Genomic DNA, 19,461 nt, shown 5'->3' with positions numbered 1-19,461 from the left:
CTCAGTTAATATATTAATAAATGATTGTACAAGATGAACAACATCCTATTGATAAACAAATAGGTGAAAGAATAAGGAAGAGAAGGTTAATATGCGGTTTTAGCCAAAGAGACTTAGGAAAAAAGCTCGGAATTTCATTTCAGCATATACAAGGATATGAAACTGGAGAGGTAAGGCTTGTAATTGATAGATTGTATAATTTGGCAGAAGCTTTGTCCGTTGATATGTCATATTTTTTTACCAAAGCTTCTGAAGACTTACACGATAAGGCCTTTTGTAGCGATGTGGGTAGTGAAGAAATATCAAGGCTAGTGAGGGAATACAGGAAAATTAAGGATGAAACGTTGCGTGATATTGTGCATTCAGTGATAAAAGCGCTTGCCAATAAATAATATTGCCTGAATATATCTTCAATCCACTTCTACAAGCAATGCTAGTTAAGGTAAATTTTTTATGGTAATTTTGATTAAATTTCAAGAACTACTTTACTTTGCAATAATTATGGCTATGTAAAAACATAGCCACCAATCAAGAACGTCCTACAGATGTCGTTTTGGTATCTTTTAATTTGCTCACCCAAGAAAAGGTCTCACTACTTTTAGAATTTTGGTCGCCCCACCTTCCACATCTAGTAAAGCTGCCTTTTTCCACTACTTCTTTAACAGACATTCCACCAAATAAACAACCCTTTCCTACGATTTCTCCTATTTCTTGCAACTCGTTCCACATTTCTTCATCTTCTACCTCAACTTGTACTTGATGATAGTCTTCTGTGTCATGATATACCATTAAATTTAGCTCTCCTAGGCTAGTGCAAAGTGTTACTGTAAAAGCGCTGTTATCGGATATATCTACGTAATTTCTTTTACCGTCTTTCCCAGTTTTGACCTCAACTTCACCATCACCTATTTTTATGATACTACCGCCAAGGTTTAAGTCTCCTTTACTTAAGCCCAAATTTTTTGCACCTTCTACAACTTTGGCAACATCAACTATGCAGCTATGTGAAAATTCAATATAGTTATCTAAGTGGGAAAAGTCGCCTCTCCCCACTCGACTTCAGAACCGTACGTGAGACTTTCGCCTCATACGGCTCCTCTATAATTTGGTGCTTGTCATGCACACTTTCTATGTAATTCATCGTGACAATGTCCATGTAACAAGGATAAATTCTTTTTCATATTATTACGTCTGTTTCGGTCAATATGATGTGTTTCTAAGATATCATCATTTTTAAACCAAAGTTGACAATGACCACATTTACCTTGTTGTAACTTCAACAATTTTATTACTCTTGGTAGTTTATCTGGTATCTTCCTTAAACGATTACCCCAATAAACCCAATCGCCATCATATGGAGACTTGGTTCCTTTCACTTTGACATGCCTTTTAATAGCATGATCTCCGTGCTTAATAAGAAGAACTTTGTTATTTGTCATAAATCGCCAATTATCGTTTTTATACTTTTTAAAGTATTTATTTTTAATCCAGTATTTTCCTTTGGTTGGGTGCCTGTAGACTGCCCACTTCCAGATGTTTCTAAACATTACACTGTCAATAAACCTAAAGGTCTTGTTTGACACAACCGAAGAATAATATTTGCTCCACCCTCTAGTAATTGGGTTAAGCTGTCTTATTACTGTTTCTTGTGTTGATCCTCTTAATCCTCTAATCTTATGTTTTATAGTGAGTGTATGCTGTTTTCTGGATTCACGACTTGGTTTGACTAATAATTTATAACCCCTCTTATTATTTTTCGTAGAGTAATGCCTTATTGAGAAACCAAGAAAATTAAATCCTGGCTTTTCTCCATTTTGAGTATGAGAAATCTTTGTTTTTGAAGGTTTCAATTCTAGTCCAATGGTTTTGAGCCATTCTTCAACTATCATTTTTGCCTTCAGAATGATTTCCTTACTCTCATGTATGATGATAAAGTCATCTGCGTAGAAAATTACACTTAATGAGCTTTTTGCTTCTCTACTGCTTGCAACACCACATTTCATCTTCCTATATTGAAGAAGTTCACTCCATAACGTTTCTTTGATATATTGTTCTAATCCATTTAATGCAACACAAGCAAGTAACGGTGAGATCGTCCCTCCTTGAATTGTACCACGTTTTGTGGATTCAAATTTTCTGTTTTCCATTACTCCAGCTCTTAACCATCCTTTTATAATTCTTCTAAAGGTTGGTGTAGTGTTAAGTTTTTCCAACAGAGCATTTTGATTAATATTATCAAAACATCCAGAAATATCAGCATCTAAACAGTACGCTGTTTTCCAATTCAGTGAATTAAATATGGCTTCAATAGCATCATGACATGACCTACCAGGTCTAAAACCATACATGTTCGGTTCAAATCCTACCTCCCACTCTGGCTCTAGTGCCATTTTCATAAGTGTTTCTTTTGCCCTATCTGAGATAGTAAGTATACCAAGAGGGCGATATTCTATTGGTTTTCCAGGTTTTGGAATCCAAACACGTTTTGATGGTTTCGCTTTTTCTCTAACATTTAAAGAATATGCTAATTGCAATCTTTCTTTATGATTAAGATTTGCTTTTCCATCAATACCTGCAGTTTTCTTCCCTCTGTTATCTTGAGTTACTTTTCTGACAGCAAGTAGTTTTGCACTTATTGAATTGAGTAATAATCTTTGAAGTTTATGTACCTTCTTCTTATCATTACATATTGCAGCTTGGTAAATTCGCTTTTGTAGCTTAAATACAAATTTCTCAACTTTACGCCAAGGAATTGTATTCCATTCATACCTAACAAATTGTTGGTCTATAACATATTTACTACTATTCACCACTTTACCTTCCAAATTATAGTGTCCACGTCTGCATATCCCAAATATTACTTTGGGCATTAGCTTCTTGGACAATCCCTCCAATGTAAGTGCTTATGGCTGGCTGCCTACTTACATTCAAATGAATATAAGAGCACCTATATGGTTATCCCGTTTCACGATTTTGTTTCGTGTTAGACTTAGGTTCTTACTTTTTACCGGAAGCTGAGAACATCTATAATCAAAGACATCTAACTTTAATTCCTCGTATGCTTCATACCATTTTGGTCTATGCGTAAAACAACCTTAATTTCGCATATTCAATATAACGACAATTCAATCATAAGTTTCTCTCGTAACCATATCTAACTCTGTTTGCAGGAGTTTGCTATAAGGTTTAGCATTACCTGCTTTTATCTCATGCTTGCATCCTAAAGGTTGCCATTCTTTAAAATGTGAGACATACATTATCCCTGATGTCTAGGGAAGATGGAATCTAACCATCACAAAATCGCAACTTCGGGTCGCACGAAGGTCTTATTATCGATTTCTACATCTTCAACAGTTCCTTCTATAGTAGCGTCTTCTCCAACTTCCCTAAGTTTCTTGAGCCTACTATATATTTGTGGCTCAATTTCTTTTTGCACTTTTTGATACATTTCAGCTATTTTCTTATCAACTTGTACATTAAAATCTGCTCCATGTAAGGCTAACTTTCTGATTATATCTTCTTGTTTATTTTCTTTGAATTCATCACGATACATCTTAAACATTGTAACGTTAGTGAAGCTAAAGCCATCTTCGTTGCGAGCGTTTACTCTTATTCCTAAATCCAAAGCTTCATCGACGATTTTACTTAATTTGTCTAGATTTTCAGCTGCAATAGCTTTTTCCAAGAATTCATTTAATTTCACATTTTCATATTCACTTAGCCTTATCTTGCATAAAGCTGATCGAAATGGATTGAGCTCCTCAGGATATGTTAAGACAGGTAATTTACTAATCTTTTTATTTGCTGTTGGAGCAGCTTTTATAAAATTAGGTAATAACCCTTCTTTTGCTATTCGCTCTACCGCTTTTAACATTTTACTAGACAATTTTTTACCATTTATTTTTTTCATTGTAACCCTCACTTAATTTCATTACTATTCGATCATATCGTGATAAATATTATTTAATTGTTAATATTATACGACTTATTGATTTACTGTATATTATAATAACAAGTTTTGCGGGCATCTACACTAGAAAAACACATCCTATAAAAATTATTTCAGTTTCAACAAAAATGGGGTATCGTAATCGTAAAATTGAAAAAAATGGATATCCTATCTTACTCTACTGAAAAGCTGAAAAAGCATTGTCAGCTACTTGATGATGAAGAAAAAATAGTTCTATATGAGCAGCTGCTAGACAAGGCTAAAGATATACTTGAAAACTCAAGAGATGATATTGCAAAGTTGAAAGAGGTAAGCAAAGCAGTTGTAGCAATAGAGGAAACTACCGATAAGCAGTTACTAGAAAAGTTTAATGATGATCACCCGCTAAGAGAAGTGGACATTTTAATCTACTCTCCTCAAGGAAATACTGAATATCTATTCAGCATAGATAACTCATCAGAGCTTTATGATTTAAAAGAAGATAAAGAAAAAGCTCTTTATAATGCAGTAAAGTTAAATGATGTTGAGCTTGTAAAAAAGCTGCTAATGATCCTTTCACCTACAGAAGTAAGTAATTTTGACACGAAATACTTGGAAGAATTGAAAATATTGCTGTCAGGAATTCACAAAGAATTGCAATTATCACAAGATATGAAAAATTATCTTGAGAAGACGATAAAGTTCTATAGTTTTTTATGTAGTAATTTTAACTTACTAGTTACAAATCCTACTGACGTAAAAGCCATAATTGATCTATTTGCTGCTCAACCAAATATTGATTACCAAATAGATAAGCTTCTACTTTCTTTTATTGTAAGAGATGTTGAGGAAAAAAAGCTAAACTCTGAAATTAGTCATATGATAGAACTTCTTGAGCAACACGAAAGATTTGCTGAGCTCGAATACAAGGTTAGAAGATTAAGATCAGAGTTTGCAAGTGGCAAAAGCAGATACTCGGCTGAAGTAATACGAAATAGCATTGCAGAACGAGAAAAAGAGATGAGGGAAATTGAGAAAAAATACGTAAGGCCAAACGATTTAATTAGCGAGAGGCAGAAATTATTAAAGCAATTACTTTGCTAGCTTTTTTTCCACTTCATAAAATTTGTTGTAAATTTGAATAAGAGGTGAAAAGTGCAATTAGGTAAAAAAATAAAACAACTTAGGTTAGATCGTGCTTTGACACAGACCGAATTGGGAAAGAGAATAGGTGTTTCGTATAGACAGATACAAAAGTACGAAAATGGTTCAAATTGTGTTTTGGCCAGTAGATTATATGATTTAGCAAAAGCACTATCGATAGATGTTGCTAACTTTTTTACTGATATGCACACTGACTCACATGAAGCTTATGATGAAGAAATACTAAAGTTAGTCAAAGGATATAACGAAATTAAGAGCAAAAGGTTACGTAGTGCAGTTTATATATTGGTAAAATCTTTTTCTCAAAGTTCTAACGAAAGTTAGTATTACTTTAATATATGAATTAGGATGTCAATAAATGACTGTACAAGCTAAACAACATCCTATTGATAAACAAATAGGGGAAAGAATAAGGAAAAGAAGGTTAATGTGTGGTCTCAGCCAAAGAGACTTGGGAAAAAAGCTTGGAATTTCATTTCAGCATATACAAGGATATGAAACTGGGGAGGTAAGGCTTATAGTTGATAGGTTGTATAAATTGGCAGAAGCTTTGTCAGTTGATATGTCATATTTTTTTACAAAAACCTCTGAGGATTTACATGATAAGGCTTTCCATAGTGATGTGAGCAGCGAAGAAATATCACGATTAGTAAGAGAATATAGAAAAATTAAGGATGAAACTTTACGTGATATTGTTCATTTAGTGATAAAGGCTCTTGCTAATAAATAATGCAAACTTACAAGTATAAAAGAGTATGATCTTTTTAAAATAAAGGTTTACGCTATAAAATATTTGGGATATATACAATACTTAGAATATTGACTGATAAAGTTTTTAGCGGTCTTAGTGAGGATTTGTTAATAGAGATTCTGGAGGCTAGAGATGACCATATCTGGAGATATAATAGAGGGTATAAAGCGTAATGATAAGAACGCGATAGGAAATAACTTTACTATTGTTAGCCAAGATGGCTGGGGCTTACTCCACTATGCAGCTAAGTTTGGCAGCTTAGAAGTAGCAAAATTTTTAGTAAGTGATCAAGGCGTAAGTTTTAATACTAAAACTAACGATGGAAACAAGCCCATTCACATTGCAGCTGATTTTGGACATAAAAATATTGTAAAGTTTTTTCTTGATAAAGGAGTAGAAGTTGACGAAAAAGGCAAGGATAATTGGACACCTTTACATTATGCTACTAATAAAGGGTACCTAGAGATTGTAAAGCTTCTAATAGAAAAACAACAACATATTAATTCTAAAACCACGGATCAATCAACTCCATTGCACTATGCTGCAAAGAAAGGGCATTTATCAATTGTGGAATTTCTCATAGCAAGAGGAGCAGAGATTAATGTTAAAAACTCTGATAACGAAACACCACTGAAACTTGCAAATGATGGAGGACATGAAGAAGTTGCAAGCTTACTAAGAAATGAACTACTGCTTGCTGTTGTAAAGAAAAGAGAACGAAACGGAGTGGAAACTCAGCTTGATAACGGTGCCAATATTAATTATGCAAGTCAAAACAATGGCTGGATGCCACTGCACTATGCTGTTGATGATAGTCCTGAGGACCTCAACTTTATCAAATTTTTAATAGAAAAAGGAGCAGATATTAATGCTAAAGATTCTGATGGGAATAAACCATTACATATTGCATCTGATCATGGATACAGAGATATCGTAAATTTCTTTCTTGATGAAAAGGGGTTAAGCGTTAATGATCAAGGTAAGGATAGTTGGACACCGCTGCACTATGCTGCTAATAAAACTCATCTAGAACTTGGAAAAGCTTTAGTAGAGAAAGAAGGTATTGATATAAATGCTAGAGACAAGGGTAGAAAAACACCACTTCATCATGCGGCTAGTAAAGGCTATTTAAATTTCGTTAAGTTCTTAGTAGGGAAGGGTGCAAATATTAATGCCGAAGACGCTAAAAGTGAAACTCCACTCCAACTTACCAGCGATTCAGATGTTAAAAGGGTTCTGCTAGGTAAAATGTTAATTGATGCTGTAAAGCAAAATAATATCCAAAAAATTAGAGAATATATTGGTATTGACCATGCAAGTGTTGATTATTCAAGTGAAGAGAATAAATGGACACCGTTACACTATGCTGCTAGCCTAGGCTATCGTAGATCAGCGGAATTGCTTGTAAATAATTCCACTTTAGGTGCTAGAGACTCTGAAAATAACACACCTTTACATATTGCTGCTGATTATGGCAAGGAAAATATTGTAGAATTGTTGCTAGAGAGAGGAGCAGATATTAACATTGAAGGCAAGAACGCTTCCACTCCTCTTCACTATGCTGCTGATAAAGGAAATTTTAGAGTAGCAAAACTATTAGTTGAAAGGGGAGCAAACATTGATACAAAAAACTCTAATCAGAAATCGCCATCACAATTGGCCAAGGACAAAAATCATCAGACAATTGTAAAATTGCTATTAAACAAAGCACTGATTAACTCAGTTCAAGAAGGTAATATTAATGAGGTCAAAGGGAATCTTGATAATGGTGCTGAAATTAATCATTCAGACCGTAACGGCTGGACTCCACTACACCATGCTACTAATAGAACATCAGAAGCTCTAGGGCTTATCAGACTGTTAGTAAAAGAAGGGGCAAATGTAAATGCTACTACCCATGATGGTAATAAACCCTTACATCTTGCTTCTCGCAATGCATATAAAGATACTGTAAAATTTTTTATTAACGAAAAGGGTTTAGACATTAACGATCGAGGAGAGGAAAATTTTACACCTTTACACTATGCTGTTAATAAGGAAAGTGAGGAATTAGTAAGGTTTTTAATAAAAAAAGAAGCAGATATTTATGCTGAGAACTCTAATAGCAAAACACCATTAGATCTCGCTGAAGGTAAGGTAATCAAAGGCATATTGTTGGGCAAGGCGTTAATCGATGCTGTCAAGAGGAATGATATAACAAAAGTCAGTGATCATATTAAGAAAGGGGCAAATGTTGACTATTCATATGAAGATAGGAAGTGGACATCATTACACTATACTGGCAGTTTGGGCTATCAGAGGTCAGCAAAAGTCCTTGTAAGAAACAATGCTACTATTATTGATGCTAAAGATTCTGAAGATAGCAACCCTTTGCATATTGCTGCTGAATATGGTCACAAGAATATTGTGGAATTTTTTCTTAAGAATCCTAGAGAGCATCTAAGTGAAAGTAAGGCTAAGCTTCTTGAAAGCGAGGGAAAAAATGGTTGGACGCTTCTGCACTATGCTACTGATAAAGGTCATCTTGCAGTAGTAAAGTTTCTTATAGAAACAGGGGCAAACATTGCTACCAAGGGCTTAAACGATGAGACGCCTTTACAAATTGCTGAGGAAAAAGGTAATAGCCATAAGGAAGTTGCAAAATTACTGCGAAGCAGAGCATTATTTAATGCTGTAAAACAAGAGAGTCTTAATGATGACCTTGACAGTATCAAGATTATTTTTACAGGTGAGATTGATGTTAATTATTCGGGTTTGGATAATTGGACACCACTGCATTATGCTGCTTCCAATGGTGATTTAAAAGTTGTGGAGTTTTTAGTCGAAAAAGGAGCAGATGTAAACACTATAACCAATGATAGGGAAAAGCCCATACATGTTGCTGCTAAGCATGGACACACAGAAGTTGTGGAGTTTTTTATAGAGAGAAAAGGATTAAGTGTTGATGAAGAAGGAAAAAACAGGTGGACACCACTGCACTATGCTGTTTCTGGAGGTAAGCTAGAGCTTACAGAATTTTTAATAAAAAAAGGTGCAAATATTAATGCTGAAAGTCTTGACTCTAGCAATAAGACACCGCTACAACTTGCTCAAAATGGAAGTTACGAAATAATTAAAAGGATAGTGCTGGGTAAGGAGTTAATTGATGCTGTTAAAAGAAATGATATAGAAAAAGTTAGAGATTACATTACCTCTGGAGCTGACCTTAATTATTCATATGAAGATAAAAAGTGGACACCACTACATTATGCTGCTCACTTAGGTTATCAAAGTTCTGCGGAAGTACTCATCAATAACAACTCCACTGTTATTGATACTAAAGATTCTGACAATAATGAGCCTTTACACATAGCAACCGCTTGCGGGCATGAAAATATTGTGAAGCTTCTTCTTAAAAACGAAAAAGGGTTATTAAGCGTAAATAATAAGGGCAAAAGTGATTGGAGACCCCTTCACTATGCTGCTGAAGGTGGACATTTGCCAATAGTAAAATTTCTAATAGAAAAAAAAGCAGATATTAATGCTGTAAATTCCGATGGTAAAACACCGCTAGAATTGGCAAGAGAAAGAGAACATCAAGAAATTGTATCACTATTATTGAATGAGGCTCTATTTGAACAAGTATTTGGAGCAGTAAAAAAAGGAAACCTTGATGAGGTTAAAGGATATCTTGATGCTGGTGCTAACGTTAATCACTCAGACCTTCAGGGCTGGACTCCACTACATCATGCTGCTAATAGAACCATAGATGATGACGAATTTGTCAGATTTTTGGTAGAAAAAGGAGCAAATATTGATGCTAAAACTAACGATGGTAACAAACCACTACATATTGCCTCCAGCCACGCACATATAAATATTGTAAGGTTCTTTGTGGACGAGAAGGAATTGGATATTAATGATCGAGGGAAGGATAATTGGACACCATTACATCATGCTGTTCATAAAGACAGTGAAAGCTTTGCGGAGTTTTTGATAAAAAAAGGAGCCAATATTTATGCAGAAGATTATAATAATATAACTCCATTGAAGCTCGCAGATGGCAAAGGGATTAAGCCTAAACTACTTGGCAAAGCTTTAATAGATGCTGTCAGGCAGAATAATGTAAGAAAGGTCAGAGATTACATTAAAGAAGGAGCTAAAGTTGATTATTCATATGAGGATAATAAATGGACTCCATTACATTACGCTGCTAGTCTTGGTTATCAAAGATCTGCAGAAACACTTATAAATAATAATGCTAATATTACTGATGCTAAAGATGCTGATGATAGTAACCCTTTACATATTGCTATTGCCCATGGTCGCAAGAATATTGTGGAATTTTTTCTTCAAGAACCTAGAGAAACGCTGATTGAAAGTAAAGGAAAAGATGATTGGACACCGCTTCATTATGCTGCTTACGAAAACCAATTACCAGTAGTAAAATTTCTTATAGAAAAAGGAGCAAATATCGATGCTACTGGTTTAAGCGAAGAAACGCCATTGCAACTTGCTGTTGAGAAAGGAGATAGTCATAGGGAAGTGGCAAAATTGTTGCGGAGTAGAGCATTATTTAACACTGTGAAACAGGAAGATCTTGGTGATGATCTTAAAGGTTCTTTTACTGACGAAATTGATGTTAATTATTCAAATTCAAGTAATTGGACACCGCTTCATCATGCTGCTCTTAATGGATATTTAAAAATCGTAAAATTTTTGATAGAAAAGGGGGCAAATGTAGATGCCAGAACTGACGATAGAGATAAACCGCTACATTATTCTGCAAAGAATGGACACAAAAATGTTGTAAAATTCTTTCTTGAGGAGAAAGGGTTAAGCGTTGATGAGCTAGGAAAAGAAAATTGGACACCACTCCATTATGCTACTTTAGACGATCACTTTGATGTTGTTGAGTATCTAGTAAAAGAAAGAGGAGCAAACATTGATGCTAGAAGCGTTAATGGTACAACCCCTTTAGACCTCGTTAAGAGTGAAGAAACTAAAGTTAAGGAGGTGTTGTTAGGTAAAGCATTAGTTGATGCTGTAAAGCAGAACATTGTATCGAGAGTTAGTGAGTATATTAATAAAGGTGCTAATGTTAATTATTCATACGAAGAAAATCTCTGGACTCCATTACACTACGCTGCCAAACTTGGCCATCAAGGATCAGCAACAAAACTAATAGAGAGTAATTCAATTAATGTTAATACCAAAAACTCAGATGGCGATGAACCTATACACCTTGCTGCTGCTTATGGCCACAAAGATGTTGTTGAACTTCTTCTTGAAAAAGAGAAAGCAAGTATTAATCACAAAGGTAAAAGCAACTGGACATCACTACACTATGCTGCAAAAGGTGGGCATTTGCCAGTTGTACAACTTCTCATAGAAAAAGAAGCAGATGCTAATCTTAAAAACTCAGATGGTAAAACACCATTACAGCTTGCTAGAGATGAGGGTCATCAGTCCATTGCACAGTTGTTACTGAATAAAGGGCTATTTAACGCAGTAAAAGTAATTGGTGCAGTAAAGGAAGGTGATCATGATAAGGTTGAAGAATATCTTAGTAATGGAATCAGCATTAATCACTCAGATCAGAATGGTTGGTCTTTACTACACCATGCTGCCAATAGAGAAGTGGATGATTTAGAGTTTATTAGATTTTTGGTAGAAGAAAAAGGGGCTAATGTTAATGCTAAAGCCCATAGTGGAGATAAGCCTTTACATATTGCTTCTGGTATGGCGTATAAAGATATCGTAGAGTTTTTTCTTAATGAAAAAGGGATGAACGTTAATGATCGTGGTAAGGATAATTGGACACCGCTACATCATGCTGTAAAAAAAGGTAGCAGTGATCTTGTGAGGTTTTTAATAAAAAAAGAAGCAGATATTTATGCTGAAAATTCTAATAGTGTAACTCCGCTTGAACTTGCTGGGCAGCTTGCTCAGAATAGACAAGAAGTTAAAGCAATGCTGCAGGGCAAGGCATTGATTGATGCCATAAGGCAAAATGATATATCAAAGGTCAGAGAATATATTCAAAGTGCGGATAATCTGAATTATTCGTACGAGGAAAGCGGATGGCAGCCGTTACATTACGCTGCTAGCTTGGGCTATAAAACGCTGGCAACGGAACTTATCAATAAAGACTCAAATCTTGTTAATGCCAAAGATTCTGACGGGAATACACCTTTACACCTTGCTGCCGCTCATGGTAAAGGTGACGTGATAGAGCTTTTTTTGAGTAAGCAAGCAAGTATTGATGAAGTAGGAAAAAATAACTGGACACCGCTTCACTATGCTGTTTATGAAAATCAATTACCGGTAGTAAAATTTCTTATAGAAAAAGGAGCAAACATTGATGCTATGGGTTTAAGTGAAGAAACACCATTGCAACTTGCCGTGAGCAGCCATAAAGAGATTGCAAAATTATTACGAAGTAGAAAACTACTTAATACTGTAAAACAGGCCGGCCTTGACGATGATATTAATATAGTCAAGGGTTTCTTTGAGAATGAAGTTGATATCAACTATTCAGACTCAAATGGCTGGACACCGCTACATTATGCTGCTCTTAATGATTATCTAAGAATTACAGAGTTTTTAGTAGCAAAAGGAGCAGATATTAATACAAGAACAGATAGTAGAGAAAAACCTTTGCACATTGCTGCAAAAAATGGGTACAAAGATATTGTCGAATTTTTTATCGAACAAAAAGGATTAAGTGTTAGTGAACAAGGAGAAAATAAGTGGACGCTCCTTCATTATGCTGCTATGAACAATGAGCTTGATGTTGTACAGTATCTGATTGAAGAAAAAGAAGCTGCTGTTGATACTAAGGATAGAAATAATTGGACAGCTTTACACCATGCTTCTGAAGAAGGTCATATCGAGATTGTAAAGTTTCTTGTAAAGAAAGGAGCGAATATTAATGCTCAGGAGTCTCAAGGTAAAACACCGGTAGATCTGGCAAGTGATTCTGAGGTCATTCAGTTCTTGTTAAATGAAGGGCTGTTTGATGCTGTAAGACAAAATAAAGTGTTGGAGGTAACAAGGTACCTTAACAAGGAAGTTAACGGCACAAGAGTTGAGGTTGACTATAGGGATCAAATTAACGGAACTTCGCTTCACCATGCTGCACGAAATGGCTACCTAAATATAGTTGAACCTTTAATCAAGTATGAAGCTAATGTCAATGCAACTGATGTAAATAAGTGGACTCCTCTGCATCACGCATCTGAGGATGGAAACTTAGGAGTTATAACATTTTTGGTAGACAATCAGGCAGACATTCATGCTGAAAATGTTGACAAGGATAAGCCTTTACATATTGCTGTTAAGAATGGCCATCAGCAGGTCGTAAGGTTTTTTATTAACAAACAGAGCATGGATGTTAATGATAGAGGCAAAGACGATTGGGCACCACTTCATTATGCTAGCGCAAACAACTATTCACAAATAGTCAGCTTTCTTGTCAAAGAAGATGCAAATATTACCATTCAGAATGCTCAAGGTAAAACACCTTTGGAGCTTGTAAGTGGTAATCAGGAAATTGTCAGATCATTACAAAATAAGGCACTACTTGATGCTTTAGAACAAGGAGGATATACTCAAGTTCAAAGATATCTTGATAGTGGAGCTGATCCTAATTCTCTAAGTGAGGATGATTGGACACCGTTACATTACGCAGCTAAAAAGGGTCATTTGCTAATAGCTTCGCTTCTAGTAGAAAGAGAAGCAAGCATTGATGCTGAAAATTCTGACGGCGACAAACCTTTACATATTGCTTCACGATATGGCCACATAAAGATTGTAAAGCTTCTACTTAACGGCAGAGTTAATGATAAAGGAAAAGATAATAAAACACCACTACACTATGCTGCTGAGAATAATCACTTTGAAGTTGTACGATATTTGGTGGAAGAGAAAGATGCGAATATTAATCTTAAAGATGCTGGTGAAAATAAACCTCTGCACCTTGCTATAAAAAATGGGCATAAGGATATAGTAAAGTTTTTTCTTGATAAAAGACTTAGTGTTAACGATTTAGGTAAAGATAGCTGGAAACCTCTACATTATGCTGCTGAGCAAGGTGAACCAGAAGTCGTAAAGCTTTTATTGGAAAGAGGTGCAAATATCAATGCAGAAAACTCTGGTGGTAAAACACCTCTACAACTTGCCCACGATGAAGGAGTTAAGGAGTTATTGTTAAATAAAGCGCTTTTTGATGCTGTGAAAGAAGGAAATTTAGTTAGAGCACAAGAATATTTCAGAGATGGAGCTAATATAAACTCTACTAATAGGTGGGAATGGGGGCTTTTACATGCTGCTTCTGTAAGAAATAATTTGCCATTAATCAGGTTTTTAGTGGAAGAGAAGGGAGCGAATATTAATGCTAAAAGTAGAGATGGAGATAAACCTTTGCATATTGCCGCTGGAAGCGGTTCTCTAGAAGTCGTAAGATATTTTCTCAGCAGAAAAAATGGTGCAAATGAAGTAGGTGATAGCATTAATGATAGGGGCAAAAATAATTGGACACCACTGCATTATGCTGCCAAGTATAACCATCCAGAAGTTGCAGAATTCCTTATAGAAAATGGAGCAGATGTTGACGCAACCGATCATGATGATAAAACGCCATTACAGCTTGCTACTGAAAAACGAATTAAAGGATTGCTACAAAATAAAGTATTATTACATACTGTGAAACAGGGTAAGAATCAGGATATTGAGAAATGTCTTGATGATGGAGCTAATGTTAATTATTCGGATGAGAATGGGTGGACAGTATTACATGAGGCTGCAAGTAGAGGGCATCTAAGAGTTGCTGAGATTTTAATATCAAGAGGAGCGAACATTAATGCTAAAGATCAAAGTGGTAACAAGCCTCTGCATGTTGCTGCTGACCGTGGTCGTAAAAGTGTGGTAGAGTTCTTTCTTAGGGAAGAAAGAGCAGGACTGAGTGTTAATGATGCAAGTCAAAATGGATGGACACCGCTTCACTATGCTGCAAGTAGAGGTGGTTTAACAACAGTAGAACTTCTTGTAGCAAAAGGGGCAAATGTTAATGCTCAAGATTCCAAAGGAAATAAGCCTTTACATATTGCTGCAGACAGTGGTCACAGAAGCATTGTAGAGTTTTTCCTCAGGTGGCATGAAAATAAGCTAAGTGTTAATGATAAAGGTAATAATGATTGGACTATGCTGCACTATGCTGCTGACAAAGGGTATCCAGAGGTTGTAAAGTTTCTGATAGAAAAAGGAGCAGATATTGATGCTAAAAGTACTGACGACAAAACACCACTGCAGTTAGCAAGTGGTAAAAATCATCAGGAAGCAGCAAGATTGTTGCGTAATAAAGCATTATTTAATGCTGTGAAACAAGGAGAGTTAAGTAAAGTTGAACAATATCTTGCTGAAGGAGCTGACCCTAATTACAAAGACGAAAATGACTGGACACCGTTGCACGATGCTGCTAGCAAAGGTTACATTGAAATCGTTAGGCTTCTCAAGGGACAAGGAGCAAATGTTGATGCTAAATCTTATAATGCAAAACCTCTGCATTATGCAGCAAGGAATGGGCATAAAGATGTAGTAAGCTTTTTGCTACAAGGTAGAGAAAGAGTTAATGATCGTGGTAGAAATGATTGGACACCACTACATTATGCTGCTAGGCATGGACGCTTGGCAGTAGTGGAATTTCTAGTAGGAGAAGATGCAGACATCAATCTTAAGGATGCTAATAGAAATAAGCCATTACATATTGCTGCTCAGTACGGTCATACGAATGTGGTAGAGTTTTTTCTTGAGAAAAATAGAGAAATTGATGACAAGGGTGCAAGCGGAAAAACAGCTTTGCACCAAGCAGCTGAGAAAAGCCATTCAGCAGTTGTAGAACTTTTGATAGAGAAAGGCGCAGATATTAATATTCAAGATTCTGAAGAAAATACGCCATTGCAACTTGCAACTGACCCTGAGGTTATTAAATTGTTACAGGATAAGGCATTATTTAACGCCGTTAAACAGGGAGATCATGGTAAGATTAGTGAGTATCTTACTAGCGGAGCTGATGTTAATGTGACTAACAGGTGGGGATGGGGAATGTTGCATATTGCAGCAGAAAATGGTGACTTATCAATGATAAAGTTTTTACAAAGTAAAGGAGCGAACCTAAACATAAAAAGTACCAGCGGTGAAAGCTCGTTACATGTTGCTGCTAAGAATGGGCACAAAAATATTGTTGATTTCTTGCTTGAGCATGGAGCAAGTGCTAATGAACCAGGCAAAAACAATAAAATGCCATTGCATTATGCTGCAGAGGAAGGTTATTTACAGCTTGTAAAGTTACTAATAAAAAAAGGAGCAGACATTGACGTAAGGGATTCAGAGGGTAAAACACCATTACAACTTGCTAAGGAGAAAGAGAATAGAGAAGTTTGTGACTTATTATCAAATGAGGCTATGTTCCGTTCTGCAGGAAGGAACGAGATACAAAAAGTTAAAGATTATCTTAAGGAAGGAGCGGATGTTAATTATTATGGTCATAATAATTGGACACCTCTTCATTATGCTGCTTATGGAAATCATCTAAAACTTGTAAAATTTTTAGTAGAAGAAGGAGCTGATGTTAATGCTGGGTATGATTATATAAGACCTTTGCATGTCGCTTCTGAATATGGCCATAAAGGCGTAGCAGAATTTTTGGTTAACAGAGGATCAGATATTAATGCTGCAGGTTGGAATAGCTGGACACCATTACATTATGCTTCTGATGCTGGTTATTCAGAGGTTGTGAAGTTGCTTATAGAAAGAGAGGCAGATATTAATGTTCAAGATTTTCATGGCAAGACACCGCTACAACTTGCTACGGAAAATCGCCACCTAGAAGTCATAAAAGCTCTTGCAAATGCGGGATTATTTTCTGCAATAAGCCAGAAAGATTTTAGAAAGGTTGAACACTATTTTAATATAGGCGCGGATGTTAACTCTAGAGATAATAATGATTTAACACCATTGCACCAAGCTGCTCAAGGTGGTGATTCAGAGATTGTCAGGTTTCTCCTTAGAAAGAAAGCTGATAACAGTGCCAAAGATAATAAAGATTATCTTACTCCGCTCGATGAAGCTGCTAAAGGAGGTAGCTTGGCAGTTGTAAAACTACTTGTTAACTTTGGGTCAAATATTCATGATCAGACGAGAAGTGGAGCAAAGGCTTTGCATATTGCTGCTGAGTATGGACATAAAGATATCGTAGAGTTTTTCCTCAATAGGGGATTAAGTGTCAATGATTTAGATAAGAATAAGTGGACGCCATTACACTATGCTGCTAAGAGTGGTAACTTAGAAGTTATAAAATTCCTTATCATTAGAGGAGCAGATATCAATGCTCAAGATTCTAACAATTTAAAACCTTTACATATTGCTGCACAAAATGGTCATAAAGATATTGTAGAGTTTTTTACTGTAGAAAAACAATCAAGTGTTAGTGACCAAGACAAGAATAATAGAACACTGATGCACTATGCTGCTAAAAGTGGCAACTTAAACGTCATTGAATTTCTTGCTGGTAAAGGAGCAAATATTATTGCTTTTGATGTTAATGGTGTAAATCCTTTGCATATTGCTGCTGAACATGGACATAAAAACGCTGTTGAGTTTTTCCTTAGCAGAGGATTAAATGTTAATTATCAAGACAAAGATAGTCAAATCCCACTGCATTATGCTGCCAAGGGTGGTAATTTAGAGGTGGTTAAACTTCTTGTAAGCAGAGGAGCAAATGTCAATGCTCAGGATTCTAGCAATGCAAAACCTTTGCATTATGCTGCTCAGTATGGTCATAAGGATATAGTAGAATTTTTTGTTGTACAAAAGCAGCTAAGTGTTGATGACAAAGGCAAAGACAATTGGACGCCTCTTTATTATGCTGCTAAAGGCAGGAATAATAAACACATTGATGATAGTAAACTTTTAGAGGTTATTAGGTTTCTTGTTCGTCAAGATAGAAATGTTGTCGATACTAAAGATGTTTATGGTGCTGGACCTTTACATATTGCTGCCCAGCATGGACATAAAGATGTTGTAGAGTTTTTTATACAAAAAGAATTAAATGTTAATGATGTTGATCATCAGCACTTAACACCTTTGCATTATGCTGCTCGTAATGGTCGCTTGAAAGTTGTTAAACCTCTAGTTGAAGAAGGTGCTGATATTAGAGCTGTGAGTGATGATGGAAAAAGACCGATACACTCTGCAGCTAATAATGTACATAAAAACATTGTACTGTTTTTTGTACAACAAGGGCTCAGTGTTAATGATCCAGATACCAGTTTAATGTGGACACCATTACATTATGCTGCTCATTCTGGTAATTTGGATTTTGTCCGGTCCCTTTTAGCTGAGGGAGCAAATGTTAATGCTGTAGATGCAAATAGCGCAAAACCTTTACATGTTGCTGCTGAGCGTGGGTATCAAAGAGTTATAGGGCTTCTAATAGAACAGGGAATGAATGTTAATGATTTGGGTCAGGATAATTGGACGCCATTACATTATGCTGCAAGGCATGGTCATTTGGGAGCTGTGAGGTTTTTAGTAGAAGAGAAAGGAGCAAATATTAATGCTGTTGATCTGAGTGGTAAAATGCCTCTACATATTGCTGCTGAAAATGGACATAAAGATATTGTAAAATTTTTCCTTGATAAAGGAATAAGTGTTAATAAGGTAGGTGCAGACAATTGGACGCCTCTTCATTATGCTGCCAGTAAAGGTCATTTAGAAACCGTCAAGTTTCTTGTAGAGGAAAAAGAAGCAGATATTAATCTTCTCAGTATTGATCATGAAAATCCACTTGATGTAGCTATTTCTGCAAACCGTGTAAGTGTAGTAGAATACTTAAGCCAAGCTCTGGAAGAAAAAGAGCATGTTGCTAACATCAGGCATAGTCGCCATATTTTTGCTACTGCAGATCAGTTTCAAAGCAGTGGTGCAGGCAGGCACTCTTCGCTGATAGGTAGCTTAGTTTCTTTGGTAAAAGGTTGGCTATTTTCACAGCCAGTACCTAATACTGAACAACCATTTTTATCGAGTAATACGGCCAAAGCTACACCTATTATTCAAGAAAAGCTTGAGAATATCAGTAATGCAGACATGATGCTTTATTACATACTGTACAGCTGGTTCAATGGAAATAAATGTAACATGACATGCAGAGCTTATGAAAGTAATACTTTATCAGAAGGGGAGATAATAGGCTGTACTTTACGTATAGTGGAAAAGCTAGAGCAAGTAATGAAGCAAGCAGCTTGTAGCAGTGCTATAGCATGGAAATCAGTAAGAATTGATTTTTTAGAAGTACAAAAAACTATTACAGCAAAAATTACAAGTGGCAATTATGATGCAATTACTAGTCTTTTAGATTCATATGTAGACAGGGCATTTCCACAAAATTTAAGTCAAAAGCAAATCGATAGATTTAAAAAAGCCTATAACGATGAAAAAGACCGAATATTAAATAGCGCTGAATCGCAAAGCATGTTCAATAATAGCATTCAAGTTCCTACTTACATGCAGAGTGTTCTTATAGAAAAAGGTATTACAAATGAAAAAAGCAAAGAGACCTGCTACTCGTTATTAAAATAGC

Annotated in this window: 8 protein-coding genes; 5 read left to right on the top strand and 3 right to left on the bottom strand. The window is 35.8% G+C overall.

What is annotated here, in order from left to right; translation table 11 throughout:
• Positions 1–20 precede the first annotated feature (20 nt).
• Positions 21–392 carry a helix-turn-helix domain-containing protein gene (locus OPR42_RS00825; protein ID WP_041582616.1) on the top strand — a complete coding sequence of 124 codons (372 nt, stop codon included), beginning with the start codon at positions 21–23 and terminating at the stop codon, positions 390–392.
• A 136-nt stretch (positions 393–528) separates the two neighbouring features.
• Here OPR42_RS00825 and OPR42_RS00820 read toward each other — a convergent pair whose 3' ends face one another.
• The 3 genes from OPR42_RS00820 to OPR42_RS00810 form a co-directional block, all read right to left on the bottom strand.
• Entirely contained in the window at positions 529–1,053 is a 525-nt protein-coding gene (locus tag OPR42_RS00820; RefSeq protein WP_265041531.1) for a hypothetical protein, read from the bottom strand.
• Positions 1,054–1,115: 62 nt separating this feature from the next.
• Positions 1,116–2,870, bottom strand: coding sequence for a reverse transcriptase domain-containing protein (locus OPR42_RS00815; RefSeq protein ID WP_214303292.1), 1,755 nt, complete (start codon positions 2,868–2,870; stop codon positions 1,116–1,118).
• A 422-nt stretch (positions 2,871–3,292) separates the two neighbouring features.
• On the bottom strand, positions 3,293–3,910 hold the full coding sequence (locus OPR42_RS00810; protein WP_264375452.1) for a hypothetical protein: 618 nt from the start codon (positions 3,908–3,910) through the stop codon (positions 3,293–3,295).
• Positions 3,911–4,108: 198 nt separating this feature from the next.
• Between OPR42_RS00810 and OPR42_RS00805 the strand changes: the two genes are divergently transcribed.
• The 4 genes from OPR42_RS00805 to OPR42_RS00790 all read left to right on the top strand — a co-directional run bounded on the left by OPR42_RS00805 (position 4,109) and on the right by OPR42_RS00790 (position 19,460).
• Positions 4,109–5,032 carry a hypothetical protein gene (locus OPR42_RS00805; RefSeq protein ID WP_012673225.1) on the top strand — a complete coding sequence of 308 codons (924 nt, stop codon included), beginning with the start codon at positions 4,109–4,111 and terminating at the stop codon, positions 5,030–5,032.
• 51 nt (positions 5,033–5,083) lie between these two features.
• On the top strand, positions 5,084–5,416 hold the full coding sequence (locus tag OPR42_RS00800) for a helix-turn-helix domain-containing protein (protein WP_264336194.1): 333 nt from the start codon (positions 5,084–5,086) through the stop codon (positions 5,414–5,416).
• Between the two features lie 34 nt (positions 5,417–5,450).
• Entirely contained in the window at positions 5,451–5,822 is a 372-nt protein-coding gene (locus OPR42_RS00795) for a helix-turn-helix domain-containing protein (protein ID WP_264336193.1), read from the top strand.
• A 153-nt stretch (positions 5,823–5,975) separates the two neighbouring features.
• Positions 5,976–19,460 carry an ankyrin repeat domain-containing protein gene (locus OPR42_RS00790; protein WP_265041530.1) on the top strand — a complete coding sequence of 4,495 codons (13,485 nt, stop codon included), beginning with the start codon at positions 5,976–5,978 and terminating at the stop codon, positions 19,458–19,460.
• Position 19,461 lies beyond the last annotated feature (1 nt).

Origin of the sequence: Wolbachia endosymbiont (group B) of Melanostoma mellinum, assembly GCF_947251465.1 — a bacterium.
Classification (GTDB): Bacteria; Pseudomonadota; Alphaproteobacteria; order Rickettsiales; family Anaplasmataceae; genus Wolbachia.
The sequence above is the reverse complement of the archived record's forward strand: the minus strand, read 5'-3'. Positions and strand labels throughout refer to the sequence as shown.